20 protein-coding genes and 2 pseudogenes are annotated in these 24,961 nt (G+C 59.8%); 12 read left to right on the forward strand and 10 right to left on the reverse strand.

Annotated features, from left to right (window positions below):
- Nucleotides 1–240: pseudogene (locus F8N12_RS25660) on the forward strand (DEAD/DEAH box helicase); the annotation flags it as partial.
- A 148-nt stretch (nt 241–388) separates the two neighbouring features.
- Here the strand turns inward: F8N12_RS25660 and F8N12_RS25665 are convergent.
- Both F8N12_RS25665 and F8N12_RS25670 read right to left on the reverse strand, forming a co-directional pair.
- A complete protein-coding gene (locus F8N12_RS25665) occupies nt 389–976 on the reverse strand; it encodes a YceI family protein (protein WP_150582881.1) in 588 nt (195 codons plus the stop codon).
- A gap of 32 nt (nt 977–1,008) precedes the next feature.
- Nucleotides 1,009–1,560: a cytochrome b gene (locus tag F8N12_RS25670; RefSeq protein WP_150582882.1), complete on the reverse strand. Its 552-nt coding sequence runs from the start codon at nt 1,558–1,560 to the stop codon at nt 1,009–1,011.
- 431 nt (nt 1,561–1,991) lie between these two features.
- Here F8N12_RS25670 and F8N12_RS25675 point away from each other — a divergent pair, with 431 nt between their 5' ends.
- Nucleotides 1,992–2,504 (forward strand): hypothetical protein, encoded by a 513-nt coding sequence (locus F8N12_RS25675; RefSeq protein ID WP_150582883.1) that lies wholly within the window; start codon nt 1,992–1,994, stop codon nt 2,502–2,504.
- A gap of 354 nt (nt 2,505–2,858) precedes the next feature.
- Here the strand turns inward: F8N12_RS25675 and F8N12_RS25680 are convergent, their stop codons facing one another.
- Nucleotides 2,859–4,625: a flavin monoamine oxidase family protein gene (locus F8N12_RS25680; protein ID WP_150582884.1), complete on the reverse strand. Its 1,767-nt coding sequence runs from the start codon at nt 4,623–4,625 to the stop codon at nt 2,859–2,861.
- Nucleotides 4,626–4,847: 222 nt separating this feature from the next.
- On the opposite strand from F8N12_RS25680, the gene F8N12_RS25685 reads away from it, so the two are divergent.
- The 3 genes and pseudogenes from F8N12_RS25685 to F8N12_RS25695 all read left to right on the forward strand — a co-directional run.
- A complete protein-coding gene (locus tag F8N12_RS25685; protein WP_150582885.1) occupies nt 4,848–6,254 on the forward strand; it encodes an adenosylmethionine--8-amino-7-oxononanoate transaminase in 1,407 nt (468 codons plus the stop codon).
- A 135-nt stretch (nt 6,255–6,389) separates the two neighbouring features.
- Complete coding sequence (locus F8N12_RS25690; protein ID WP_150582886.1) at nt 6,390–7,109, forward strand: 16S rRNA (uracil(1498)-N(3))-methyltransferase; 720 nt, start codon at nt 6,390–6,392, stop codon at nt 7,107–7,109.
- Nucleotides 7,110–7,270: 161 nt separating this feature from the next.
- Nucleotides 7,271–7,435, forward strand: a pseudogene (locus tag F8N12_RS25695) (RsmE family RNA methyltransferase); the annotation flags it as partial.
- Nucleotides 7,436–7,663: 228 nt separating this feature from the next.
- Here F8N12_RS25695 and trhA read toward each other — a convergent pair.
- The 7 genes from trhA to pilG all read right to left on the reverse strand — a co-directional run bounded on the left by trhA (nt 7,664) and on the right by pilG (nt 18,629).
- The gene (gene trhA / locus F8N12_RS25700) at nt 7,664–8,281 is read right to left on the reverse strand and encodes a PAQR family membrane homeostasis protein TrhA (protein ID WP_150582888.1); all 618 of its coding nucleotides are present in this window, start codon (nt 8,279–8,281) and stop codon (nt 7,664–7,666) included.
- A gap of 185 nt (nt 8,282–8,466) precedes the next feature.
- The gene (locus F8N12_RS25705; RefSeq protein ID WP_150582889.1) at nt 8,467–8,922 is read right to left on the reverse strand and encodes a chemotaxis protein CheW; all 456 of its coding nucleotides are present in this window, start codon (nt 8,920–8,922) and stop codon (nt 8,467–8,469) included.
- Entirely contained in the window at nt 8,915–14,851 is a 5,937-nt protein-coding gene (locus F8N12_RS25710) for an Hpt domain-containing protein (RefSeq protein WP_150582890.1), read from the reverse strand. Before F8N12_RS25710 ends, F8N12_RS25705 begins: the two co-directional genes overlap by 8 nt.
- 51 nt (nt 14,852–14,902) lie before the next feature.
- Nucleotides 14,903–16,945 carry a methyl-accepting chemotaxis protein gene (locus F8N12_RS25715; RefSeq protein ID WP_150582891.1) on the reverse strand — a complete coding sequence of 681 codons (2,043 nt, stop codon included), beginning with the start codon at nt 16,943–16,945 and terminating at the stop codon, nt 14,903–14,905.
- A gap of 302 nt (nt 16,946–17,247) precedes the next feature.
- Nucleotides 17,248–17,787 (reverse strand): chemotaxis protein CheW, encoded by a 540-nt coding sequence (locus tag F8N12_RS25720; RefSeq protein WP_150582892.1) that lies wholly within the window; start codon nt 17,785–17,787, stop codon nt 17,248–17,250.
- A gap of 10 nt (nt 17,788–17,797) precedes the next feature.
- Nucleotides 17,798–18,163, reverse strand: coding sequence for a twitching motility response regulator PilH (pilH, locus tag F8N12_RS25725; protein WP_150582893.1), 366 nt, complete (start codon nt 18,161–18,163; stop codon nt 17,798–17,800).
- A 61-nt stretch (nt 18,164–18,224) separates the two neighbouring features.
- Entirely contained in the window at nt 18,225–18,629 is a 405-nt protein-coding gene (pilG, locus tag F8N12_RS25730; protein WP_028622965.1) for a twitching motility response regulator PilG, read from the reverse strand.
- A 361-nt stretch (nt 18,630–18,990) separates the two neighbouring features.
- Here pilG and gshB point away from each other — a divergent pair, with 361 nt between their 5' ends.
- The 7 genes from gshB to F8N12_RS25765 all read left to right on the forward strand — a co-directional run.
- Nucleotides 18,991–19,962: a glutathione synthase gene (gene gshB, locus F8N12_RS25735; protein WP_150582894.1), complete on the forward strand. Its 972-nt coding sequence runs from the start codon at nt 18,991–18,993 to the stop codon at nt 19,960–19,962.
- A 153-nt stretch (nt 19,963–20,115) separates the two neighbouring features.
- Nucleotides 20,116–21,015 (forward strand): energy transducer TonB, encoded by a 900-nt coding sequence (locus F8N12_RS25740; RefSeq protein ID WP_150582895.1) that lies wholly within the window; start codon nt 20,116–20,118, stop codon nt 21,013–21,015.
- 236 nt (nt 21,016–21,251) lie between these two features.
- Nucleotides 21,252–21,824 (forward strand): YqgE/AlgH family protein, encoded by a 573-nt coding sequence (locus F8N12_RS25745; RefSeq protein ID WP_150582896.1) that lies wholly within the window; start codon nt 21,252–21,254, stop codon nt 21,822–21,824.
- Nucleotides 21,824–22,261 (forward strand): Holliday junction resolvase RuvX, encoded by a 438-nt coding sequence (ruvX, locus tag F8N12_RS25750; RefSeq protein ID WP_003213744.1) that lies wholly within the window; start codon nt 21,824–21,826, stop codon nt 22,259–22,261. Before F8N12_RS25745 ends, ruvX begins: the two co-directional genes overlap by 1 nt.
- A gap of 84 nt (nt 22,262–22,345) precedes the next feature.
- On the forward strand, nt 22,346–22,849 hold the full coding sequence (pyrR, locus tag F8N12_RS25755) for a bifunctional pyr operon transcriptional regulator/uracil phosphoribosyltransferase PyrR (protein ID WP_150582897.1): 504 nt from the start codon (nt 22,346–22,348) through the stop codon (nt 22,847–22,849).
- Between the two features lie 29 nt (nt 22,850–22,878).
- Nucleotides 22,879–23,898: an aspartate carbamoyltransferase catalytic subunit gene (locus F8N12_RS25760; RefSeq protein ID WP_150582898.1), complete on the forward strand. Its 1,020-nt coding sequence runs from the start codon at nt 22,879–22,881 to the stop codon at nt 23,896–23,898.
- Nucleotides 23,895–24,961, forward strand: a 1,067-nt coding sequence (locus F8N12_RS25765) for a dihydroorotase (protein ID WP_150582899.1), incomplete at its 3' end; no start/stop codon positions are given. The genes F8N12_RS25760 and F8N12_RS25765, both read left to right, overlap by 4 nt.

A 24,961-nucleotide genomic window follows, 5' to 3' on the forward strand; every position in this document is an offset into this window, starting at 1 on the left:
GGTCCACGCAACGGTGCGCCGCGCGACGGTCAGGCCCGTCGTGAGGAAGGTCGCAGCCGTCGCCCGGCCCGTGACGATCAGCCACGCTCCGAACCTGCCGTGCAAAACCCGCGCGGCCCGGCACCGAAGATCATTCATAAGGAGTCGAAAACCGATCGTTTCCCGACACCTGAACAACTTGATCAACTGCCAGGCCGTCCACGCGGTGAGAAACCGGCATTGCTGACGCGCAATCGCTGATTTAGCACTGCCATGAAAAATGCCCCGGATCGCGAGATCAGGGGCATTTTTGTTTGTGCTGCGAACTGCTTCTGTAGGAGCTGCCGCAGGCTGCGATCTTTATAAGATCAAAAGATCGCAGCCTGCGGCAGCTCCTACGGCCTCAGCATTACTTCGCTTTCACACCTTCAAACGAAACGTACAGTTCGACCGCATCAGACTGTGGACCCAAGTCTTTCTGCTTGCCGAAATCGGAACGCTTGATGCTGGTGGTGCCTTCAAAGCCGGCACGGTAGCCGCCCCACGGATCCTTGCCTTCGCCAAGGAAAGTGGCCTTGACCACGATTGGCTTGGTCACGCCCAGCAGGGTCAGGTCGCCAGTCACGTCAGCAGTGTCTTTACCCGCAGCGTTCTTGCCGGTGGACTTGACGCTGGTGGAAACGAAAGTCGCTTTGCTACCGTTCAGGAAGTCTTTGCTGGCGATGTGCTTGTCACGCTCGGCGTGGTTAGTGAAGACGCTGGCGGTGTTCACGTTGAACGTGATCTTGCTGTCTTCAGGCTTGGCCGCGTCGAAGCTGAATTTGCCGTCGATATCCTTGAAGGTACCGGTGATGAAGCTGTAGCCCAAGTGGCTGATCTTGAAGTCAACGAAGGCATGCTGACCTTCCTTGTCGACGACGTACTCAGCCGCCATGACGTGACCTGCGGACAGCAGCGCGGAACCAATTGCCAGAGCGGCGAGGGTTTTTTTCAACATGCTTTCTATTCCTTTGGAGTCGAGGTTGAACTTCAGGCTTTGCGACCCAGCATTCGAGCCAGGGTCGCATCACGGTCGATAAAGTGGTGTTTCAGTGCTGCCAACGCATGGAGACCGGAAAAAATTACCAGTACCCACGCCAGATAGAAATGAATCAAACCAGCTGTGTCTGCCTGGTCCGGTAGTCCGGACACCAGCGCAGGGACTTCGAACAGGCCAAACACCGGAATCCCGACACCGTCTGCGGTGGAAATCAGGTAACCGGCAATCATCACGGCGAACAGACTGAGGTACAGAAAGGAATGGCCAAATTTCGCGCCGATGCGCGTCATGCGGCTATAGCTCTCCAGCGTAGACGGTGGAGGGCTGACAAAGCGCCAGAGCACGCGAAGAACCATCACCGCCAACAACACCAGACCGATGCTTTTGTGCAGGTCCGGCGCATCTTTGCGCCAGGTGCTGTAGTAATCGAGACCGACCATCCACAGGCCCGATGCGAACAACCCGAACACTGCCAAGGCCACCGTCCAATGTATGAAAATGCTGACCCAACCATAGCGCGAAGAAGAGTTACGTAGCTGCATTACCCAGATCCTGTGAGAACTGCGACCAAGACTATCGAGATATCTATCGAATTAAAGCGGAAAATTTCGCTTTGAAATATCGAGAAATACGATCAAGAGTCTGAAATAGGTGGGTTAAGGAAGTATTAAAGGCGATCTTGTGGCGAGATGTTAGTGGCGAGGGGGAATTTGTGCGGTGTCAGTGACGGCCCCATCGTCAGAACGCGACCCGAAGCGAACTCCTGACACTAACCCGCTGGCGTGAGCTGACTCTCCTTCACTACCCCACCTTTGTTGCGTTTTGACCGGTCCGAAGGACCCAGCTTGCAGCGAGCTTTTCTTACCCGTGCTGCCGGCGGAACATATATCAGACCAAGCAATATATACCGCTATTTTCGTACCCGAACTTGATCAAATGAGCGCTCAACAGACTCATTCTCAAGGTGAAAAACATGGCTATTCCTACTATACCCTTCCAGGCAAGTGGATCCCCGTTGCTCCCAGCTAACCAGGCGATGACGCCGGGGCAATATTTAATGTCAGGCAACGGGCGATTCAAATTGATATTGCAAGCTGATGGAAACTTAGTCATCAGCGATGGAGCAACTGTAGTCTGGACCGCAGACGGCAGTCAGATTTACAGCAGAACCTTGTACCCAAAAAAAATGCGTGAGCCGCTTATGTTTGTGATCAGTAACAGCGGCTTCCTTTATGATCCGTCCCGGAGGCGTTTGTGGATTGCCGAGAGCACCCATAGCACTGATAAATCGCTGTGGTACAACACGTGTATGGTGATTCAAGACGACGGTAATCTCGTCATTTACGACCAGCGCACGGGAAGTCTGTGCTGGGCTCGCTCTGGGTTCGTCCCGGGTCGTATTCCGAAGGCAAAAGAAAGATTCACCAGAGTGCTGGAAAATGGGACGGAGATAAAGGAATGGAAGTTTTCACTAGGCCCTCTCTAATCGTACCTAGCAACTTTTCTGCTGATTAATTTTTGAAGATTGGCGGAGGATTAAGGCATTCATAGTTATACGGATCAATATCACATTTGTAGGCCAGCTGATTGCCATAGCCCTTTGGGAAAAACTCACCGCTTGTACAGCCAGAAAGTACGACTACTACCACAACTCCTACTAGGATTCTCATATAACCTCCAAAATTCTTGAAGAGCATATGTTTGAACTTCAAGCACCATCAATCATTCACTTCCGATAATCTTGTAGGCAATCTCTGATTCACCGCTAAATCCTGTAGGACGCAAACGAGTGAGCCAAAAAAACGCGGCCCTCAGGCCGCGTTTTTTTCGAACCTGAACGTTACTGAGCCTTGGTCTCAGTAGTCGTCGCCGGTTTGGCCGCCGGCTTTTTCGCCGGTTCGGCCTTCTTCACCGGTGCTTTCGCAGGCGCCTTCCTGGTGTCGGCTTTCGCCGCCGGTTTTTTCACCGGTGCTTTGACCGCGGCTTTTTTAGCCGGCTCGGTTTTCACCGGTGCTGCAGGCTTCGGCGCTTCGACCGGCGCAGGCGCCGGAACGGGCACTGGAGCGGGTGCTGGCGCAACCGGAGCAACCGGCGCCGCGGCCTTCACGGGCTCTGGCTTCTTGTCCTCGTCCGAAGCACCACCAAACAGATTGCTGAAAAAGTTGCCCTTCTTCGCCGCCACCGCACCCGCTGCTGCCGCCGTCGCTGCAGGCACAACCTTCGCCGGCTCAAACGACTTGCCGGCCGCCAGGTCTTCAACCTGGCTGGCCGCGCGCTGACCGGTGCGCAATGCACCTTCCAGTGTGCCCGGGTACAAGGTGTCGGTGTGTTCGCCGGCGAACGCTACGCGCTGCAGCGGCCGTTCCCACAGGCGCCAGTATTTGCTGATCTGACCCGGGCCAAAGGCCAGGTAGGCGCCGCCCATCGACGGGTCGGTGCTGTAGCGACGAATTTCATAACCGGTGAACGACCCGCGCGCCTGAGGATAAAACGCGTGCATGCGAATCAGCACCTGGTCGGCCATCTGCTTGTCGCCAAATGCCTGCATCACCCGCGCGTTATCGCCCGACAGGTTGATGACCACGTTGGCGCCGCCCTTCAGCGCTGGCTCTACCCACAACATGCCCAGACCGGTATTGCTGTAGATCTCGCCCGACATACGCGCCTTGCTTTCCCACACCGGCGCCTTGAATTTCAACATGATCTGGTCGCGCCAACCGTAGTTGGTGCCTTTGATCGCGCCCAGATGCTGGGCATCCAGCGCCGGAGTCATCTGGATCTTGTTCAGCGCGCGCAATGGTACCGCTACCACCACGTAGTCCGCCTGATAGCCGACGCTGCCGACTTTGACCGTCACACTGTCCTTGGACTGTATGATGGCCGACACCGGGGCGCTGGTCTTGATGGTTTTCAGCTGCTTTACGAACGCTTGCGCCAGCACCGGGCTGCCGCCGAGCAGGCGCGAAGCACGCAAATCACGGTCGGAAACGCCCTGATAGACGCGGCCCTGCTGTGCGAAATACAGCAGCGACAGGCGCGAAGGTTCGTCATAGCGGGTACGAATCTGCTGATTGATCAACTGCCGGGCCGTGGCAGGCAAGGTCAGGCGGTCGAGCCAGTTGGAGACGTTGATCTGATCCAGCGCATGCAGCGTGTTGTTCGCGGCCGGATTCTGCGGATCCTCAATGGAGCGCGCGAGATCGTCGACGGTTTTTTCGTAGCGCTTGAGCGCTTCGGCCGTCGCCGGTTCCTTGGTGGCCAGGTCGGCAGCGGTGTAATACACGCCGTCGATGAGGTAACTCGGCGTACGCACGAACTCAGGCGCCGGCGTGGTGCTCAGCTTGAACGTCGAGACGTATTTGTTCAACACCGGTTGCGTCTTGTCGTTGCCTATCCACTCGCTGCTGGCCATGCCGGAGCGACCGCCCAGGCTCGGCTTGGCTTCGAGCAACGTCACCTGCCAGCCCTTGTTCTGCAGTTCGTAAGCGGCTGTCAGGCCGGACAGGCCACCGCCGATCACGATGGCTGTTTTATCCTTGGCCAGCGCGGACACGCTGAACAGGCCCAATATCACCAGCGCACAGGCGCGCAGCCAACCAGCAGACATTCAGCGAACTCCGGAAATAACGTAAGAAAAAACGGTTTTGCGAGTCAGACGACTCCAAGAACAGCGAAGAATACGTCAGCCATCAAATGGCCGCCAGCAACGTCTCTCGGTCGGTACAAAGTTGCTCGTTCAATACAATAGGTTGTTCCCGGGCGATGCATTGCATAGGCTTGCGCGATTGCATGGCCGCGTCTGACGCGGATCGCCTCAAGGAGACAGAACATGGGCCTGAACAATCAGTGGATGCAACGCGACCTCGCGGTGCTGTGGCATCCCTGCACCCAGATGAAAGACCACGAACAACTGCCGCTGATCCCGATCAAACGCGGTGAAGGCGTGTGGCTTGAAGATTTCGAGGGCAAGCGCTACCTCGACGCGGTCAGCTCCTGGTGGGTCAACGTGTTCGGCCATGCCAACCCGCGGATCAACCAGCGCATCAAGGATCAGGTCGATCAACTCGAGCACGTCATCCTCGCCGGTTTCAGCCATCAGCCGGTGATCGAACTGTCCGAGCGTCTGGTGAAGATGACACCGGAAGGCCTGACCCGGTGCTTCTACGCCGACAACGGTTCGTCCTGCATCGAAGTCGCGCTGAAAATGAGCTTTCACTACTGGCTCAATCGCGGCCAGCCGAACAAAAAGCGCTTCGTCACGCTGACTAACAGTTATCACGGCGAAACCATGGCGGCGATGTCGGTAGGCGACGTGCCGCTATTCACCGAAACCTATAAAGCGCTGCTGCTCGATACGATCAAGGTGCCAAGCCCCGATTGCTATCTGCGCCCACAAGGCATGAGCTGGGAAGAACACTCGCGCAACATGTTTGCCGCGATGGAGCAGACCCTCGCGGAAAATCACGGCACAGTCGCGGCGGTGATTGTCGAACCGTTGATCCAGGGCGCCGGTGGAATGCGCATGTATCACCCGACTTACCTGAAATTGCTGCGCGAAGCCTGCGACCGTTACGGCGTGCACTTGATTCATGATGAAATCGCCGTGGGCTTTGGCCGCACCGGGACCATGTTTGCCTGTGAACAGGCCGGCATTCGCCCCGATTTCCTGTGTTTGTCCAAAGCCCTGACCGGTGGATATTTGCCGCTGGCGGCGTGCGTCACCACGGAAGATGTCTACAGCGCGTTCTACGACGATTACCCGACCCTGCGCGCCTTCCTGCATTCGCACAGTTACACCGGCAATCCGCTGGCGTGCGCGGCGGCGTTGGCGACGCTGGATATCTTCGAAGAAGACAATGTGATCGAAAACAACAAGGCCCTTGTCCAGCGCATGGCCTCCTCGACCGCGCATCTGGCCGACCACCCTAACGTGGCGGAAGTGCGCCAGACCGGCATGGTACTGGCCATCGAGATGGTCAAGGACAAGGCGACAAAAGAAGCCTATCCGTGGCAGGAACGCCGTGGCTTGAAGGTGTTCCAGCATGCCCTGGAGCGTGGCGCCTTGCTGCGGCCGTTGGGCAGCGTGGTGTATTTCCTTCCACCTTATGTGATCACGACCGAGCAGATTGATTTTCTGGCTGAAGTGGCCAGCGAAGGGATCGACATTGCCACCCGTGAAGGTGTCAGTGTTTCGGTGCCGGAAAACTTTCATCCGGGTTTTCGTGATCCGGGCTGATTATATGGTGCTCGTTCCCACGCTCGGCGTGGGAATGCAGCCCGGGACGCTCCGTGTCCCAAAAGCGGACGCAGAGCGTCCGGTGAGGCATTCCCACGCAGAGCGTGGGAACGATCAATTCAGTAGAGACCCCGCATGAGACTGTCCCGTTTTTTTATCGACGCCGCCCTGAGCACTGGCGAACACGAACTGCCCGAAGCCCAGGCCCATTACATCAGTCGCGTGCTGCGCATGGCCGAGGGCGATCCCGTGCAACTGTTCGACGGCTCGGGCAACGAGTTTCGGGCGACACTGGCCGAGGTCGGCAAGAAACGCGTGGTCGTGCAGATTGATGAAAGCTTCGCCGGGCAAGTGGAGTCGCCGTTGCAGATCCACCTTGGCCAGGGCCTGTCCCGTGGCGAGCGTATGGACTGGGCGATCCAAAAAGCCACGGAACTGGGCGTCAGCGAGATCACCCCGATCTTCAGCGATCGCTGTGAAGTGCGCCTCAAGGACGAACGCGCCGACAAACGCCTGATGCACTGGCGCCAGGTGGCGATCAGCGCCTGCGAACAATGCGGGCGGTCGCGAGTGCCGGTCATTCATCCGCCGCTGCTGCTGGCGGACTGGCTGAAGCAGACTGAAGCCGGGTTGAAACTGGTGCTGCACCCGGTGGCGGAGCCGCTGGTAAGTCACGAAAAACCGGCGACGCTGGCTTTTCTGATCGGACCCGAGGGCGGCCTGACCGATGCCGAGGTCGATCAGGCCAAGGGCGTTGGTTTCCATGCGGCACGCCTTGGCCCGCGAGTACTGCGCACCGAGACCGCGCCGGTGGTGGCGTTGGCGGTGGCACAGCAGCTTTGGGGGGATTTCTAAAGCCTCCAGGCGCCCCAAAAGTCCCAAGACTTTGTGGCGAGGGGGCTTGCCCCCGTTGGGTCGCGAAGCGTCCCTCAATGTTCTCAGCCACACATCGCGGGGGCTGGATGACAACTGCTTCGCAGCTGAACGGGGGCAAGCCCCCTCGCCACAGAATCACGCTGGCTTTTCTGATCGGACCCGAGGGTGGCCTGACCGATGCCGAGGTCGATCAGGCCAAGGGCGCTGGTTTCCACGCCGCGCGCCTTGGTCCGCGAGTACTGCGCACCGAGACCGCGCCGGTGGTGGCGTTGGCGGTGGTACAGCAGCTTGAGGGGGATTTCTAAAGCCTCCAGGACTCCCAAAACTCCCAAAACTCCCAAAATGATGTGGCGAGGGGGCTTGCCCCCGTTGGGTCGCGCAGCGTCCCTCATGTTCTCAGCCACACATCGCAGGGGCTGGATGACAACTGCTTCGCAGCTGAACGGGGGCAAGCCCCCTCGCCACAGAGTCATAGAGTCATAGAGTCATAGAGTTATAGAGTCACTAAGTCACAGAGTCACTGTGTTACGGGTCTACAAAACATAAAACAAAATCGCCACAAAGTGCAGCACACTCCCGGCGATGACAAACAGATGCCAGATCCCGTGTGCATGCCGCAACCGGTGATCAAGCGCGAAAAAGATGATCCCCACCGTGTACAAAATTCCGCCCGACGCCAGCCATGCGAAACCGGTGCTGCCCAGCGCTGCCAGCAGTGGCTTGACTGCGATCAACACGATCCAGCCCATCACCGCGTAAATCAAGATCGACAGAATTCGTGCTTCAGAGCGTGGCTTGATTTCCTGCAGGATGCCGATAATTGCCAATCCCCAGACAATCCCGAATAGTGTCCAGCCCCACGGCCCGCGCAAAGTCACCAGACAAAACGGCGTGTAACTGCCGGCAATGAGCAGGTAGATCGAAAAGTGATCAACCTTTTGCATGAGCTCTTTCTTGCGCCCGCGCACGCTGTGGTAAACGGTCGATGCGCTGTAGAGCACCATCAGCGTAAAACCGTAAATTGCCACGCTGACGATCTTCCACGGGCTGCCATCCATGCTGGCGATCACCAGCATCCACACCACCCCGATCGTCGCCGCCACCGCCCCGACCAAATGCGTCCAGGCGTTCAATTTTTCCCCGTGATACATGTATTGCTTCCCTCGAAATTCATTACAACAGCGCGCAAGGCTCACGCTTGAAAGCAGACAACGCAATGTTTCCATCTGTCGCTGGCATTGGTAAATAAAATCAAGAATGCGCGAGCTGACGCCTTCGCAGGCAAGTCGACTCGCCGCTCGCTCTCGCTTGCACAGGCCAGTTCGCCAAGATGCGCTCAGACCAACCCTGCATTCACCAGCAATGCCTCCAGCGCCAGCAGATCCGGGACTTTCGCTACTTGCTCGCCGACCTGTACCGCCGCCCGCTCCAGTGCGCACAACGGCACATCCACATAGCTCAACTGGCTATCGAGCTTGTAAGAGCGTGGAATCCCCTGCACCAGCAACGCGATGAACTTGAGTTCCGGACGCCCGCCAAGCGCATTGAGGATGACGATCCGCGCGCGTTCGCCGATGACGACCTTGCTGGCACATGCCGATTCGAAACTCAGCAGCGGAATCTGTCGATTGCGCCACGTCACCCGCCCCAGGTACCACGGCGGCGTGTCGAGATCGAACGCCGCTGGCTGGTAGTCGATCAACTCGGCGACGGCTACATTGGGCAGGATCAGGTTGCGGTCCGCCAGGGGCAGCAGCAATCCGGTGAGGTGACTGGAGCGATGTTCAAGCATGGAGCTTGCTCCACAAGGCGATGCTTTCGAGCAGCACCGATTCCTGATACGGCTTGCCGAGGTAATCGTTGACGCCGATGGCCATGGCGCGGTCGCGGTGCTTTTGCCCGGTGCGCGAAGTGATCATGATGATCGGCAGGTGTTGCAAACGCTCGTCGGCGCGCACTTGCGTGGCCACTTCGAAACCGTCCATACGCGGCATTTCGATGTCCAGCAGCATCAGGTCCGGCAGGTGCTCTTCAAGCACCAACATGGCATCGACCCCGTCCTTGGCCGTCAGAACATTCATGCCGTGGCGCTCGAGCAAACGGCTGGTGACCTTGCGCACCGTGACCGAGTCGTCGACCACCAGCACCAGCAATGGTTTGCGCACTTCGACTTCGACGTCGTGAATTGGCGGCAGTTGCGGCAACCGTGCCTGCATTGCCCGGATCGGCCCCAGCAGGTCGAGAATCAGCACCACCCGGCCATCGCCCAGGATCGTTGCCCCGGACAAACCTTGCACCGCTGCAAACTGCGGGCCCAGACTCTTGACCACAATCTCGCGGGTGCCCGCCATCGCGTCGACCTGCACGGCAATGTGGCGCTCGTTGCACTGCACCAACAACACCGGCAACGGCTGGCTCTGGCCCAACAATTTCGGGCGCAGACCGGTTTTCAGCAGCTCACCCAAATAACACAATTCATAGCGCTGCCCGGCGTATTGGTAGGTCGGTGGATCGAGCCGATAATGCCCTTCCAGCTCATTGGGCAGTACCCGTACGATGCCGTCGATGGTGTTCAGCGGGATTGCGTATTGATCCTCGGCGCACTGAACCATCAGCGCCCGGTTGACCGACACGGTGAACGGTAGCCTGATGCGAAAATGCACGCCCTGCCCCGGCACCGAGTCGATGCTCATGCTGCCGCCCAATTGCCGAACCTCTTCATGAACGACGTCCATACCCACGCCACGGCCGGAAATCTGGGTGATTTTCTCAGCAGTAGAGAAGCCCGGCTGCAGGATGAACTGGAGCACGTCGCGATCGCTGATGTCGCTGTCAGGCTGGAGCAAACCGCGCTTGATCGCCTTGCGTCGCACCGCGTCCAGTGGCACGCCGGCACCATCGTCGCGAATGTCGAAAATGATGTCGCCGCCCTCGCGCAACAGGTCCAGGGTGATTCGACCCTGGGCCGGTTTTCCCGCCACCAAGCGCACATCGGCGGCTTCCAGACCATGATCGACGGCGTTGCGCAGCATGTGTTCCAGCGGCGCGGCCATGCGCTCGAGCACACTGCGGTCCATTTCGCCTTCAGCGTTGCCGACGACAAATGCCACGTCCTTGCCCAGTTCGCTGGCAACCTGGCGGACGATGCGCTTCAAGCGCGGCAGCATCCGTTCGAACGGCACCATCCGCGTACGCATCAAGCCCTCCTGCAACTCGGTATTGATACGGCCCTGTTGTTGCAGCAGGTTTTGCGCATCCTGATTGCGCCGGTCGAGGGTTTCCTTGAGGTCGAGCAAGTCAGAGGCGGATTCAAACAACGCGCGGGACAATTGCTGCAACTGCGAATGGCGGTCCATTTCCAGCGGATCGAATTCTTCATAACCCAAGCGTTCGGCGTCGACCTGCTGGCGGCTAAGAATGCGCCCCTGGGTTTCGGTATCGAGCCTGCGCAATTGATCACGCATACGTTCGATGGTGGTTTCCATTTCAGAGAGGGCCACTCGCGCATCGTTGACCTGTTGTTCGATCCGGCCTCGGAAGATAGAAGTTTCTCCGGCGAGGTTGACCAGATCATCAAGCAGTTCGGCGGAGACCTTGACCGTGTCTGCGCCGACGTCGGCTGATGGCGCAAGGTTTTCCACTTTAGACGATGCCAGCGGCGCGACAGATTGCCGCTCAACAGGCTGGCTGAAATTCCTGATCGCCTCGATCAAATGATCCGCTGGCAACGGCGGTTGCTCGGCTCTTACCGCGTCGAGCATTTGCGCCAACCGGTCGTGACAGTTCTGCAATAGCGTCAGTAACGCAGGTGTCGGTTGGAGGGTACCGGCGGACAGGCCTTCGTAAAGAAATTCCAGCTCATGCGCGAGGTCGCCGATCGGCGCAATTTCGACCATCCGCGCGCCGCCCTTGAGCGTGTGCAGGTCGCGCAGCAGGGTTTCGATCTCCTGTCGACTGGACGGTTCGCCCTGCCAGCGCAACAGCGCGGCGCCGGAGTTTTCGATGATGTCGAAGCCTTCCTCAAGGAAGACCTCGAGCAGCTCCGGGTCATGCCCGGGTGAGTCATCGGTGCCGTCCGGCTCGGCAGTTTCGGCGGTGATGATGTTGCCCTGACGAAACTCGCCAATGGCCTCAATCAAGTCGCACGGGTCAGCCATGGGGGATTGGGTCTGCAACTGTTCCAGCAGTTGCGCAAGCCGGTCATGGCTTTGTTGCAGCAGGTGCGCCAAGGCTTCGCTGTGGTTGTAGCGGCGATCGACCAATCCTTCGTACAGACTTTCCAGCTCATGGGCGAGATCACCGACCGGCTCGACCTCGGCCATCCGCGCACCGCCCTTGAGCGTGTGCAAATCACGCTGCAAGGACAACAATGGAGCGGCATTGGCCGGGTCACCGAGCCAGCGCTGCAAGGCTTGGCCAGCGCTCTCAAGAATGTCCACCGCTTCTTCGAGGAAGATCGACACAATCTCGTCGTCCAGCTCGACTGCACGATCCTTTGTGGGAGCGAGCAGTCTCGCGCCCACAGGGGAGAGTGTGTTTTCAAGTTCGGCGGTGGCGCTGCCCAGCTCGCGAATGCTCAGGGTGCGGCTGCCGTCGCTGCGAATCAGCCCCGTCGCCGAGGGATCAAGTCCCTCATCGAGCAATTCGCGCAGCGCTCGCGTGCGTTGCGGTTGCGCGCTGACTTCCTGGCCGGCGGCCAGTTGATCAAGCATGTTGATCAGTGCCTCGTGGGCGCTTTGAGCTTCATGGAAAAACCGCTCGCTGACCCCCAGGCTGCTTTCTTCGACCGCGCCATACAGATCGAGCAAGGCCTCGCAAAGTTCGTCCACCGGCTGCAGATCCGCCAGGTGCGCGCCTTCGCCGAGGGTGGTCAGTTCGTCCAGCAGCGCGCTCAATTCCTGACGTTCGCCGGGATGCTGCTGCCAGCGCTGCAGCAGACTTTCGGCGTCGAGCAGAATGTCCATGCCTTGGGCGAGGAAATTGTTGATCAACTGCGGGTCGCGTTTGGTCCGAAGCGCGCTGCTTGGCGCCCGCAGATGGGTCTCCAGACGCGCATCGAGCAATGCCTGGGCCCGCGCGATCAACGACGGCGCGCCGGGGATCTCGGCCAGCGGATCGACCTTGAGCTGGCGCAGGCCGACACGAAACACACCCTCAGCTTCGAGCAGCAATTCGACCTCATCAAGGTCAAGGGCAATCAGGTGCGCCTTATACTCTCGGGCCATCTGGTCGAGCGGAGTTGCCAGCCCGGCGATCGGCAACACGCCGGCCATCGAGGCACTGCCCTTGAGCGTATGCAAGGCACGCTGCAATTCATCGCTGGCCTGCAGCGGCAGATGCTCGGCGGCCTGATCGAGAAAACGGTTAAGGCTGGCCAAATGCGCTTCCGCCTCGTTGCGGAAGATCTCCAGCAGCAGCGGATCGAGGGCCGCTACATCCTGCACGTCCTCGGCGGCCAGCGGCTGATGGCCCTTGGCAAGAGCGTGAGCGCGGGCGGCCAATTGATCCACATCGAGGCGCTGACGTTGAGCGCTGGCGGCAAAATCTGCGATCAGTGGCGGCAGCCGCTCAAGCACATCGGCCAGCAATTGTTGCACGCCAGGCCCTGGCGGGACGCTGTTTTCGAGCACACGATTGAGCAGGTCTTCCACAGCCCAGGCCAACTCGCCGAGTACCAGCGCGCGAACCATGCGACCGCTGCCCTTGAGCGTGTGGAACGCCCGGCGCAATTCGATAAGCGCAGGTTTGTCGCCAAGGTTGGCGGCCCAGCGCGGCAGATATTCGCGAATGACCTCCAGCACTTCGTCGGTTTCTTCGAGAAAGACTTCACGCAGTTCATCATCTACCGGCGGTTCGTCGCTGGGTGGCGGCAACAGGCTGCCCGGCGTACTCAGCGCCGGCGGGTTGAGCGCCGACACGGGGCTGGCGAGCACTTGCGCCAGGGTCTGCACCACCTCGGGGTCGTCCAGTTCCTGCAGGTCCTGCATCACCAACGCTTCACTCGGGGTGAGCACATCCTCAAGCACCGGCACGTTTTGTTCTCTGGGGAAATAACCCAGGGATGCCAGGCTTTGTTCGGCGACGTCGAGCAGTTGATCACCCTGTGCCTCGGGGTCGTCGCTGAGGCGTTCAAGATAATATTCAAGACTGGAGATGGCGTCAGCCAGGCTGTCGAGTTGCTCCCAGCCGGGCTGATCCGCATCCAGCAGAAGACGCTCTCCGATGAAATGGTTGCAGCTCTCGATCAGACTCGCCGCGCGGCTCAGCGGGATCATCGCCAGGGCGCCGCGCACTTGCGTGAGCAACGCCGGTAACGGTTGTAGTGTCTGCGGGTCCCAGTCAGCGTCGATGTAGTCGACGATCAGGTCTTTAGCCTGCTGCAAACAGATGCGCGCTTCCTTGATCACGATCTGATGAATCTGGGTCAGGTCCGTAGTGGGCAGACGGCTTTCTTCCTGGCTCTCCGGCTCGACGGTGCCAACCATGCCTGACAGCGTCGCCTCGACGTAAAGCAAGGCGCCGGCGACGTCCATCAGGATCGCATCGTTGGGTTCGCGCTGGCCCTGGGCAAGGCTCAGGACCACAGCCAGCTGATCGATGATGACTTTGCGTGGCTGACCGAAACCGAGCACGGCGAGGGTGTCGGCGATCTGCCGCAGTGGCGCGAGCAGGCTGGTGAGTTCCGACGCATGCTGACGATCGCTGCGCACGAACAGGTCGAGACGTTCCTTGACCCGCACCAGTTCTTCGCACAGGGCCGCGAGCACCGAGCGCATGGCATCACGGTCGGGCCCGGCGAGCCGCGCGCGCTCTTCGTCGACCATTGCGCTGTCAGGCAGCGCGTCGTCCAGTGCATAGCGATCTTTCATGGTCAGCATCTGCCCGGTGGGGTGTTCGGCTTTGGCAATATAAAACAGCAAGCTCTTGAGGAGCTCCGGCGGTGCCGGGTGATTGATGCCGCGCATGCCCTGTTCGAGCAGGCGCTTGAGTTCTTTGTCGGCGTCCTTGAACAAGCTGCGCAGGGCCGGACTGTTGGCGATCGAGCCGTCGCGCATGCCTTCGACCAGCGCTGAGGCCACTTGCCACAGCGGGCTCAATGGCGCGCTGCCGCACAGCGCTTCCAGCCGTAAGAATACTTTGCTCAGATAACCGAGATGAGTGTCGCTATCCTGCTCGCGGAGCAATCCGACGAGCGCCACCTGCAACATCTGCCGCAGCTTGCGTAACATGCTCGGCAGATCCGCGGGCTGCAGTAGCGCCAGCGATTCTTCGCTCAACGGAGGGACGTCCGGCAATCGTGGCGTGAACAGGCTGGTTTCCGACAGCAGGCTGTCGCCGCGAGCACTGCGCAGATCGTTGATCAGCGGCAACACCACCAGAGGCAAGTCGCGGCGTGCGCCTTGCACGCGGTCGAGGTAAATCGGCAGTTGCCCCAAAGCCTGCATCAGCAGGTGGATGCCCTCGTCGCGGTGACTCACCCGATTGCCCAGCAGAGCGCGAGTCAGGTGTTCCATTTCTTCGGCGAGCAGCGCCGCCCCATAAAACTCGGCCATTTGCAAAGCGCCATGGACCTGATGGACCCACGCCAGACACTCATCCAGCACGTGCGTCGCCTGCGGGTCATCCAGCAGCGCTTCGATCGCTTGATGAGCGAGTTTCAGCGTTTCGGCAATCTCGCCTTTGACCCACTCGAGGGCCACGTAGTCGTGCCGATCACCCATATCCACTCCAAATCACTGCCCTACTCGAAAACCCACTCGCCCGTTGATATTTCACGGTTTAACTGCGGCCGGCAACGTAAAACCGGACACCGATCGGCGCAGTTCGCTGGCCATCTTCGCCAGATTACCAATGCTGTCGGCCGTGGCGGTGGAGCCCGACGAAGTCTGCGTGGTGATCTGCTGAATCACATTCATCGTCAGGGAAATCTGACCGGCCGACGACGTCTGTTGTTGCGCCGCGTTAGAGATACTCTGGATCAACGCGGCGAGGGTTTTCGACACGCCCTCGATTTCCTCCAGGGCCACCCCGGCATCCTGCGCCAGACGCGCGCCACGTACCACTTCGGTAGTGGTCTGCTCCATGGAAATGACCGCTTCATTGGTGTCGGTCTGAATCGCCCGCACCAGCGTTTCGATCTGCTGCGTCGCGGCAGATGAGCGCTCGGCAAGGCGCTGCACTTCATCGGCGACCACGGCAAAACCACGTCCTGCATCACCTGCCATGGATGCCTGAATCGCAGCGTTGAGGGCAAGGATGTTGGTCTGGTCGGCAATGTCATCGATCAGGCTGACGATGTCGCCAATTTCCTGCGAAGACTCGCCGAGGCGCTTGATGCGTTTGGCCGTGTCCTGAATCTGTTCGCGAATGTTATCCATGCCATGAATGGTGTTGTGTACCACTTCGTTGCCTTTGTTGGCGATCTCCACCGAACGCTCGGCGACCGCCGAAGACTCGGCCGCGTTCGCCGAGACCTGGTCGATGGATTGCACCATGTCGTTGATCGCTGTAGAGGCGTCGGAAATCTGCTGCGCCTGATGCTCGGAAGCCTCGGCCAGGTGCATGGCGGTCGCCTGGGTTTCCTGCACGGCGGCCGCGACTTGCCCAGCGGTCAGGTTGATGGTCGCGACCAGGTCGCGCAGTTGGTCCACCGAATAGTTGATAGAGTCGGCGATGGTGCCGGTGAAGTCTTCAGTCACCGAAGCCGTGACCGTCAGGTCGCCGTCGGCGAGGTCTTCGATTTCATCCAGCAAGCGCATGATCGCGTTCTGGTTGCGTTCGTTTTTCTCGGCGGTTTCACGCAATTGCCGGTTGGTTTCACGCACCATCACCAGACCGATGAGGATGATCGAGGTCAGCGCCAGCAAGCCCAATACATAGCCGCCGATGGTGTCCAGATCGCGCCCGTCGGCGAGATTTTCAAAACCTGTGGCCAGGTGGGATGCTTCATCGAGCAAGGTTTGCGAGAGGCTGAATATGTTGGTGGCCGATTCGCGAACCTTGAACAACTCCGGCGAGGTTTCGAGGATTTCATCCACGGAGCCGGAGACAAATTCAAACAGTTCGGAAATCTCCACCAGGCGAGCGCGGGCTTCGCGATCTTCCACCTGACTGACCCTCAGCGTCTGATTGCCCTGCAACATGCCATTAAGCACCTGACCAAATCGCGCGGCGTCGCGACCGAAGGCATCGGCGGCCTGTTGCGAGTTTTCATCGCCCGACAACACAGTGTGCACCGCGCCGAGGATCCGCTCGGCCAGCAGCGACTGACGCTGGGCCATGGCCACCTGCGCGGACGGCGCCCCTCGCTGCAGAAGAGTTTCCACGACTTTCTCGTACTCGACCTGCAGCTGCGGCACCGTCTCGGCGAGTGTCGCTGCCACTTGATGCAGGGACAACACGGTCTGCTCGCTGGAGAGAATCGCGTCGGTGTTTTTCAGCAGGCGCTCCCAGTCCATTTGCACCGCGCGCATTTCCGGGCGCACGGTGGATGGCGCGGGCGGCAATCCGGTAGCCGGGTCGCCTTTTTTCAGATAACCCCAGCGCCGCGCAAAATCATTGCGCGCGTCGCTGAGCAACTTGAACGCGGCGGCCTTGCCGGCGGCAGCTTCGGTGGCATTCTTGGCGATGCGTTGGGACAACACGCGCAGTTCACCGGCGTGACCGATGTACTGCTTGTCGTAAGTCGCCTGGGTGTTGAGGTAAGCAAAATTGGCGAACAGCAGCATGATGAACACGATCAGTGCGATGAACAGCACGATGATCTGCGAACGACTGCGCGATCCCTCTGGCTTGCCTGTTTTTGCTTTTATCATCGGTCCTCGCCTGAACAGCTGAATTGGCTGTGATCGCTAATACACGCCACCTGCACGATGTTTTGTAGCAGCTGGCGCAGCCTGCACGGTGTTATGTAGCAGCTGGCGCAGCCTGCGTCCGACTGCGAAGCAGTCGCAAACTTCGCGCTGCGCTATTTCTGCAAACCGTACTGCCTGCCCCTGCGAGGGCTTCGCCCTCGAACGCAGCCTTCGGCAGCTGCTACATAAGACAACGCAGCCTTCGGCAGCTGCTACATGAGACAACGCAGCCTTCGGCAGCTGCTACATGAGACAACGCGTGCTCACAGCGCTACGTGCATGAAACTGTGCGACTGCACCAACGCAAACGGGCTGAATACCTGCCAGGTCTGTTCGCGCTGAAACCTGCCGCTGATGAACGCCGACATCGGCCCGTGCAGGTCATCCATCAACACCGGCTCCAGCGTGTCCTGGGCAAAGTGTTGCAGGCCGAACACTTCATCGACCAGCAACCCGGCAAACACCTCGTTATGTTCCACCACCAACACGCGCCGTTGTTTACGCGACGACGACAGTTCCTGGCCGACAAACGCGCACAGATCCACGATCGGCAACAAGCGCCCACGCAGGTTGGCCACGCCTTTCACCCAGGGCTTAACCCCGGGCAGCTGGGTGAACCCGGGTTCATGCAGGACTTCGCCGATCTCGCCCATGGGCGCAACGTACCCGTGTTCCCCGAGGCGGAAACCGATACCGCTCCAGCGGTCCTGTCGGCTCGGCTGGGACGGCAAGTCCGCCGCCAGCAAACGACAGCGCTGATCGATCTGCAGCAGCAGTTCGAACGCGGTCAGCGATTCGCTCATGGCCGGCTGATCAAACAGGCAGCACTTTATTCAGTGTGGCAATCAGGGTTTCTTCGTCGACCGGTTTGGTCAGGTAATCCTTGGCGCCCTGGCGCGTGCCCCAGACCTTGTCGGTTTCCTGATCCTTGGTGGTGATGATGATCACCGGGATGTGCCCGGTGTCCGGATCTTTGGTCAGCTGGCGCGTAGCCTGAAAACCGTTGAGGCCGGGCATGACGATATCCATCAATACCGCGTCGGGTTTTTCCTGGCGAGCCAGCGCTACGCCGTCGGCGCCGTTTTCCGCTTTCAACACTGTATGACCGTGCTTTTCCAGCATGCCGGTCAGTTTGTACATTTCGGTCGGCGAATCATCGACGATCAGAATTCGTGCCATGGTTTATCCCCATTTTTCTTGTCGACGTCAGGCCCGCTGGCCAAGCGTCATGGTGCGTGTCCTACTGCGGCAGAACGGCGGCAAAGCCCGGTACATGGGCCTGGATCGCGTTCAGCAGCTCATCCTTGCTGAAAGGCTTGGTCAAAAACTGATCGGAGCCGACGATGCGCCCCTTGGCCTTGTCGAACAGCCCGTCCTTGGACGACAGCATAATCACTGGCGTCGACTTAAACGCGCTGTTGTTCTTGATCAACGCGCAGGTCTGATAGCCATCCAGGCGCGGCATCATGATGTCGACAAAGATGATCCCGGGATGATGGTCGGCAATTTTCGCCAGCGCATCGAAACCGTCGATGGCCGTGATGACTTCACACCCCACATTTTTCAAAAGCGTTTCAGCGGTGCGGCGAATCGTTTTCGAATCGTCGATCACCATGACCTTCAAGGCGCTGGAATGCTGTTCCATAAATGCTCTACCGTCGCCTTTGCGAATCAATATGTCCGTTTGCCGGTTATCGGCGGCCCGAAACCCTTGATGCTCAAGGGCCAGCACTGCATCGCAGCCTTTTTAGCACAGTCTCCAGAACCAATCTATCGACCGACCGTCACAGTGGTTTTTCCTTGACCGGGAACACACTCAGCGCCACTCTGACGCCACTTTTATACGGTCCTTCGGCCTGATCTTCTGTAGGAGCGAGCCTGCTCGCGATGATCGCAAACGGTGACGCGTCTCGGCAGGATAAATACGGTGTTCTGCAGTCCATCGCGAGCAGGCTCACTCCCACAGGGATCGGCACAGGCCTCATCCATTTTCAGAGGAATTACCCATGAGCGTTCGTGTCGGGATTGTCATGGACCCTATCGCCAGCATCTCCTATAAAAAGGATAGCTCGCTGGCCATGCTGCTGGCTGCGCAGAAGCGCGGCTGGGATCTGTTCTATATGGAACAGCGCGATTTGTATCAGGGTGAAGGCGAAGCCCGGGCGCGCATGCGTCCACTGAAAGTGTTCGCCAACCCGGAAAAGTGGTTCGAGCTCGAAGCCGAGACCGACACCTTGCTGAGCGATCTCGACGTGATCCTGATGCGCAAGGATCCGCCGTTCGACATGGAATTCGTCTACTCCACTTACTTGCTGGAACAGGCCGAGCGCGCGGGCGTGTTGATCGTCAACAAGCCGCAAAGCCTGCGCGACTGTAATGAAAAGCTGTTCGCCACGCTGTTTCCGCAGTGCACCCCGCCCACAGTGGTCAGCCGCCGCGCCGACGTGCTGCGCGAATTTGCCGCAAAACACGGCGACGTCATCCTCAAGCCGCTGGACGGCATGGGTGGCACTTCGATCTTCCGCCACCGCGCGGGCGATCCGAACCTGTCGGTGATTCTCGAGACGCTGACCGCGCTGGGCACTCAACAAATCATGGGCCAGGCCTACCTGCCAGCGATCAAGGACGGCGACAAGCGCATCCTGATGATCGACGGCGAGCCGGTGGATTACTGCCTGGCGCGTATCCCTGCGGCGGGCGAAACCCGTGGCAACCTGGCCGCTGGCGGTCGTGGAGAAGCGCGTCCGTTGAGCGACAAGGATCGCTGGATTGCCGCGCAAGTCGGCCCGACCCTGCGCGAAAAAGGCCTGCTGTTCGTCGGCCTCGACGTGATCGGCGAGCACCTGACAGAAATCAACGTCACCAGCCCGACCTGCATCCGCGAAATCGACAATGCCTTTGGCACCGACATCGGCGGACTGCTGATGGAGGCGATAAATCGCCAGCTGCAAGCCGCAAGCTCCAAGCCGCAAGCTTGAAGCCAAGCGACAAGCTCTTAACTCGCAGCTTGCAGCTTGAAGCTCGCGGCTGCCCCTGTGCATCTTGTCGCTTGAAGCTTGCCGCTTGAAGCTAAAAACCAACATTGCGTTATCATGCCGAGCTCATTAAAACGCGATGTTGGTTTTTACCCCATGACACTTCCGTCCGATCTCCCCGCTGAACTCGCCCATCGTGGCGTGCGCCCGGCCGATCGTCTCGGTTTTACCCTGTTTCTTGCAGCGCTGATTCATTTGGCGTTGCTGCTGGGCATCGGCTTCAGCATGGTCGAGCCCAAGCAGATTACCCGCACGCTGGAAATCACCCTGGCCACGTTCAAGAGCGAGAAGACGCCGGAAAAGGCCGATTTCCTCGCTCAGGAAAACCAGCAAGGCAGCGGCACCCTGGACAAGAAGGCAATTCCGAAGACCACCGAAGTGGCGCCGTTCCAGGACAACAAGGTAAAGAAAGTCACGCCGCCCCCTGCCGCCAAGCCTGAAGTTCAGCAAGCGCCGCCCAAAGCGGCCGTGACCACCGTTGCGCCTAAACCGCAAAAAGCCCCGGCCAAGACTGAAACCCCCAAGACTCAACCGAAGCCGGCAGTGGCGGCCCCCACGTTCGACAGCTCGCAGCTGTCCAGCGACATCGCCAGCCTCGAAGCGGAACTGGCTAACGAACAACAGTTGTACGCCAAGCGTCCGCGCATCCACCGCCTGAGCGCCGCATCGACCATGCGTGACAAGGGCGCCTGGTACAAGGACGAATGGCGCAAGAAGGTCGAGCGCATCGGCAATCTCAACTACCCCGACGAAGCGCGGCGCAAACAAATCTATGGCAACCTGCGCCTGATGGTCTCGATCAACCGCGATGGCTCGCTCTACGAAGTGTTGGTACTGGAGTCATCTGGACAACCGCTGCTGGATCAGGCGGCACAGCGCATAGTGCGCCTTGCGGCACCTTTTTCGCCGTTTACCGGGGACTTGTCGGACATCGACCGGCTGGAAATCATCCGCACGTGGAAATTTGCGCGTGGCGATAAGCTTTCAAGTAATTAAAAACGACCCGAACCCTGTAGCAGCTGGCGAAGCCTGCGTCAGGCTGCGTCAGGCTGCGTCAGGCTGCAAAGCAGTCGTAATCGCCATAGGGTTTCCCTCAGGACATGTGTTCTGCCAGTTGGCGGGGACTGCGTCCTCGAACGCAGGCTTCGCCAGCTGCCACACGGAGGTGCGATCGCATTTTCCTGTACATCCCCGACTTGTCAGTTCGCCCCTCCAACGCCACACTAGCGCTCATGAAGAACGTCAGCCCCAGCTACCTCAAGCATCACTTTCTGATCGCCATGCCGCACATGGCCGACCCGAATTTTGCGCACACCTTGACCTACATCGTCGAGCACACCGCCAATGGTGCGATGGGGCTCGTCGTTAACCGTCCCCAGGACCTGAACCTGGCCGACATCCTTGAACAATTGCGCCCCGATATCGACCCACCGGCACTGTGCCAGCACGTACCGATCTTCATCGGCGGCCCGGTGCAGACTGATCGCGGCTTTGTCCTTCACCCGTCCGGAAAAACCTTTCAGGCGACCGTTGATCTGGAAGGCGATCTGTCTCTGTCGACCTCCCAGGACGTTCTGTTCGCCATCGCCGACGGCGTCGGCCCGGCGAAAAGTGTCATCACCCTGGGGTATGCCGGATGGGAAGCAGGGCAGCTCGAGGCCGAGCTGGCCGACAATGCCTGGCTGACCTGCCCGTATGACGCCGACATCCTGTTCAACACCAGCAGCGAGTTGCGCCTCGAAGCCGCTGCCAGACACCTCGGCATCAACCTCAGCCTGCTGACCAGCCAGGCGGGGCACGCCTGATGGCCCTGCGCCTGATTCTGGGTTTCGATTACGGCACCAAACAGATCGGCGTAGCGGTCGGCCAGGTGATTACCGGCCAGGCCCGTGAGCTGTGCACTTTGAAAGCGCAAAACGGTGTTCCCGACTGGAACCAGGTGGAAGCGCTGATCAAGGAATGGAAACCCGACGCCGTGGTAGTTGGCTTGCCGCTGAACATGGACGGCACGCCCAGCGAAATGTGCCTGCGCGCCGAGAAATTCGCTCGCCGCCTCAATGGCCGCTACAACCTGCCCTTCTATACCCACGATGAACGCCTGACCACCTTCGAAGCCAAGGGCGAACGGCGCGACCGCGGCGGACAAAAGGGCAGCTACCGAGACAACCCGGTCGACGCCATTGCTGCGGCTTTGCTGCTGCAAGGCTGGCTCGACGAAAACACCGCACTGTTCGAATCCTGAAGAGTCGCCTGCGCGTCTCTCTTAGCTGTAACACCCTGAGCCCCCCTCCAGGTAGCACCGGCTCGGGCCCAAGAAGGAGCAATCATGAGCCTGCCCAATCCCGCCGAACTGATCAGCCAGATGGCGATCCGTCTCACGGAACATCTGCACCATCGCAGCATCAGCGAACCACGCTACATCGGCATTCGTACCGGCGGCGTCTGGGTCGCTCAAGCACTGCTCGATGAGATGGGCAGCGACTCGCCTCTCGGCACGCTGGACGTCTCCTTCTATCGCGACGATTTCAGCCAGAATGGCCTGCACCCGCAGGTGCGCCCGTCGGCCCTGCCGTTCGAGATCGAAGGCCAGCATCTGGTCCTGATCGACGACGTGCTGATGAGCGGCCGCACTATCCGCGCGGCCCTCAACGAATTGTTTGACTACGGCCGCCCGGCCAGCGTGACACTGGTCTGCCTGTTGGACCTGGACGCCGGCGAATTACCGATCCGCCCGAACGTCGTCGGCGCGACCCTGGCCCTGGCGGCCAATCAACGCGTGAAACTGTCCGGCCCGGAACTCAAGCTCGAATTCCAGGATGTCGCCCCTTAAACCTGCCCTTATTGAGAATCCCCCTCGCGATGACGCCTCTAGACACCAAGCGCCCGCTGCAGCTCAATGATCAGGGCCAGCTGCGCCACTTCCTCTCGCTCGACGGCTTGCGCCGCGAGTTGCTGACGGAAATCCTCGACACCGCCGACTCGTTCCTCGAAGTCGGCGCCCGGGCCGTGAAGAAAGTCCCTTTGCTGCGCGGCAAGACCGTGTGCAACGTGTTCTTCGAAAACTCCACCCGCACCCGCACGACCTTCGAACTGGCGGCCCAACGGTTGTCGGCGGACGTAATCACGCTCAACGTGTCGACGTCCTCGGCGAGCAAGGGCGAAACCCTGCTCGACACCCTGCGCAACCTTGAAGCCATGGCCGCTGACATGTTTGTCGTGCGTCACGGTGACTCCGGCGCCGCACACTTCATCGCCGAGCACGTGTGCCCGCAGGTGGCGATCATCAATGGCGGCGACGGCCGCCATGCACACCCGACCCAAGGCATGCTCGACATGTTGACAATCCGTCGGCACAAGGGCGGCTTTGAAAACCTTTCGGTGGCGATTGTCGGCGACATCCTGCACTCGCGGGTCGCGCGCTCGAACATGCTCGCGCTGAAAACCCTCGGGTGCCCCGACATCCGCGTGATCGCGCCGAAAACCCTGCTGCCGATCGGAGTCGAGCAATACGGCGTGAAGGTCTACACCGACATGACCGAAGGCCTGAAAGACGTGGACGTGGTGATCATGCTCCGCCTGCAACGCGAGCGCATGACCGGCGGCCTGTTGCCGAGCGAAGGCGAGTTCTACCGCCTGTTCGGCCTGACCACTGCGCGTCTGGCCGGCGCGAAACCGGATTGCATCGTCATGCACCCGGGCCCGATCAACCGCGGCGTGGAGATTGAGTCGGCGGTGGCCGACGGTCCGCATTCAGTCATTCTCAATCAAGTGACCTACGGGATCGCCATTCGTATGGCCGTGCTGTCCATGGCCATGAGCGGGCAGACCGCGCAGCGACAATTAGAACAAGGCCAATTCGACCAGGAGAACGCCCAGTGAAGCTCAGCATCCTCGGCGCTCGCGTCATCGATCCCGTCAGCGGACTGGATCAAGTTACCGACATTCATGTGCAAGCCTGCAAGATTATCGCGATCGGCGCCGCCCCGGCGGACTTCGTCGCGGCTGATACCATCGACGCTCAAGGGCTGATCGCCGCCCCGGGGCTGGTCGACCTCAACGTCGCCCTGCGCGAGCCGGGTTACAGCCGCAAGGGCTCGATTGTCAGCGAAACCCGCGCTGCCGCAGCTGGCGGTGTGACCAGCCTGTGCTGCCCGCCAAAGACCAAACCGGTGCTCGACACCTCGGCAGTGGCCGAACTGATCCTCGACCGTTCCCGCGAGGCCGGAAATACCAAGGTGTTCCCCATCGGCGCGTTGAGCAAGGGCCTGGACGGCGAGCAACTGGCCGAGCTGGTTGCCTTGCGCGATGCTGGTTGCGTGGCCTTCGGCAACGGCCTGGAGAGTTTCCGCAACACGCGCACGCTGTGTCGGGCGCTGGAATATGCAGCGACTTTCGACCTGACGGTGATCTTCAATTCGCAGGACCATGATCTGGCCGAAGGTGGCTTGGCGCATGAAGGGCCGACCGCCAGTTTCCTTGGCTTGCCGGGCATTCCTGAAACCGCGGAAACTGTGGCGCTGGCGCGAGATCTGCTGCTGGTCGAGCAAAGTGGCGTGCGTGCGCACTTCAGCCAGCTCACCAGTGCTCGCGGCGTAGCGTTGATCGCTCAGGCCCAGGCGCGCGGTTTGCCGGTGACCGCAGACGTGGCGTTGTATCAGCTGATTCTTACCGATGAGGCGCTGATCGACTTCAACAGCCTCTATCACGTGCAGCCACCGCTGCGGACCCGTGCGGATCGCGACGGCCTGCGCGAAGCTGTAAAATCAGGGGTGGTTTCGGCCATCTCCAGCCATCACCAGCCGCATGAGCGCGACGCCAAACTGGCGCCATTCGGTGCGACTGAGCCGGGCATCAGCAGCGTTGAACTGTTATTACCTTTGGCAATGACGCTGGTTGAGGACGGTTTGCTGGATCTGCCGACGTTGCTGGCACGTCTCAGCGC

This window comes from Pseudomonas fluorescens (assembly GCF_902497625.1).
Classification (GTDB): Bacteria; Pseudomonadota; Gammaproteobacteria; order Pseudomonadales; family Pseudomonadaceae; genus Aquipseudomonas; species Aquipseudomonas fluorescens_BQ.

Bases quoted from the DNA above. Each gene is read 5' to 3' on its own strand.
- F8N12_RS25665 (WP_150582881.1), bottom strand. From the start codon at position 976: ATGTTGAAAAAAACCCTCGCCGCTCTGGCAATTGGTTCCGCGCTGCTG.
- F8N12_RS25670 (WP_150582882.1), bottom strand. From the start codon at position 1,560: ATGCAGCTACGTAACTCTTCTTCGCGCTATGGTTGGGTCAGCATTTTC.
- F8N12_RS25675 (WP_150582883.1), top strand. From the start codon at position 1,992: ATGGCTATTCCTACTATACCCTTCCAGGCAAGTGGATCCCCGTTGCTC.
- F8N12_RS25680 (WP_150582884.1), bottom strand. From the start codon at position 4,625: ATGTCTGCTGGTTGGCTGCGCGCCTGTGCGCTGGTGATATTGGGCCTG.
- F8N12_RS25685 (WP_150582885.1), top strand. From the start codon at position 4,848: ATGGGCCTGAACAATCAGTGGATGCAACGCGACCTCGCGGTGCTGTGG.
- F8N12_RS25690 (WP_150582886.1), top strand. From the start codon at position 6,390: ATGAGACTGTCCCGTTTTTTTATCGACGCCGCCCTGAGCACTGGCGAA.
- trhA (WP_150582888.1), bottom strand. From the start codon at position 8,281: ATGTATCACGGGGAAAAATTGAACGCCTGGACGCATTTGGTCGGGGCG.
- F8N12_RS25705 (WP_150582889.1), bottom strand. From the start codon at position 8,922: ATGCTTGAACATCGCTCCAGTCACCTCACCGGATTGCTGCTGCCCCTG.
- F8N12_RS25710 (WP_150582890.1), bottom strand. From the start codon at position 14,851: ATGGGTGATCGGCACGACTACGTGGCCCTCGAGTGGGTCAAAGGCGAG.
- F8N12_RS25715 (WP_150582891.1), bottom strand. From the start codon at position 16,945: ATGATAAAAGCAAAAACAGGCAAGCCAGAGGGATCGCGCAGTCGTTCG.
- F8N12_RS25720 (WP_150582892.1), bottom strand. From the start codon at position 17,787: ATGAGCGAATCGCTGACCGCGTTCGAACTGCTGCTGCAGATCGATCAG.
- pilH (WP_150582893.1), bottom strand. From the start codon at position 18,163: ATGGCACGAATTCTGATCGTCGATGATTCGCCGACCGAAATGTACAAA.
- pilG (WP_028622965.1), bottom strand. From the start codon at position 18,629: ATGGAACAGCATTCCAGCGCCTTGAAGGTCATGGTGATCGACGATTCG.
- gshB (WP_150582894.1), top strand. From the start codon at position 18,991: ATGAGCGTTCGTGTCGGGATTGTCATGGACCCTATCGCCAGCATCTCC.
- F8N12_RS25740 (WP_150582895.1), top strand. From the start codon at position 20,116: ATGACACTTCCGTCCGATCTCCCCGCTGAACTCGCCCATCGTGGCGTG.
- F8N12_RS25745 (WP_150582896.1), top strand. From the start codon at position 21,252: ATGAAGAACGTCAGCCCCAGCTACCTCAAGCATCACTTTCTGATCGCC.
- ruvX (WP_003213744.1), top strand. From the start codon at position 21,824: ATGGCCCTGCGCCTGATTCTGGGTTTCGATTACGGCACCAAACAGATC.
- pyrR (WP_150582897.1), top strand. From the start codon at position 22,346: ATGAGCCTGCCCAATCCCGCCGAACTGATCAGCCAGATGGCGATCCGT.
- F8N12_RS25760 (WP_150582898.1), top strand. From the start codon at position 22,879: ATGACGCCTCTAGACACCAAGCGCCCGCTGCAGCTCAATGATCAGGGC.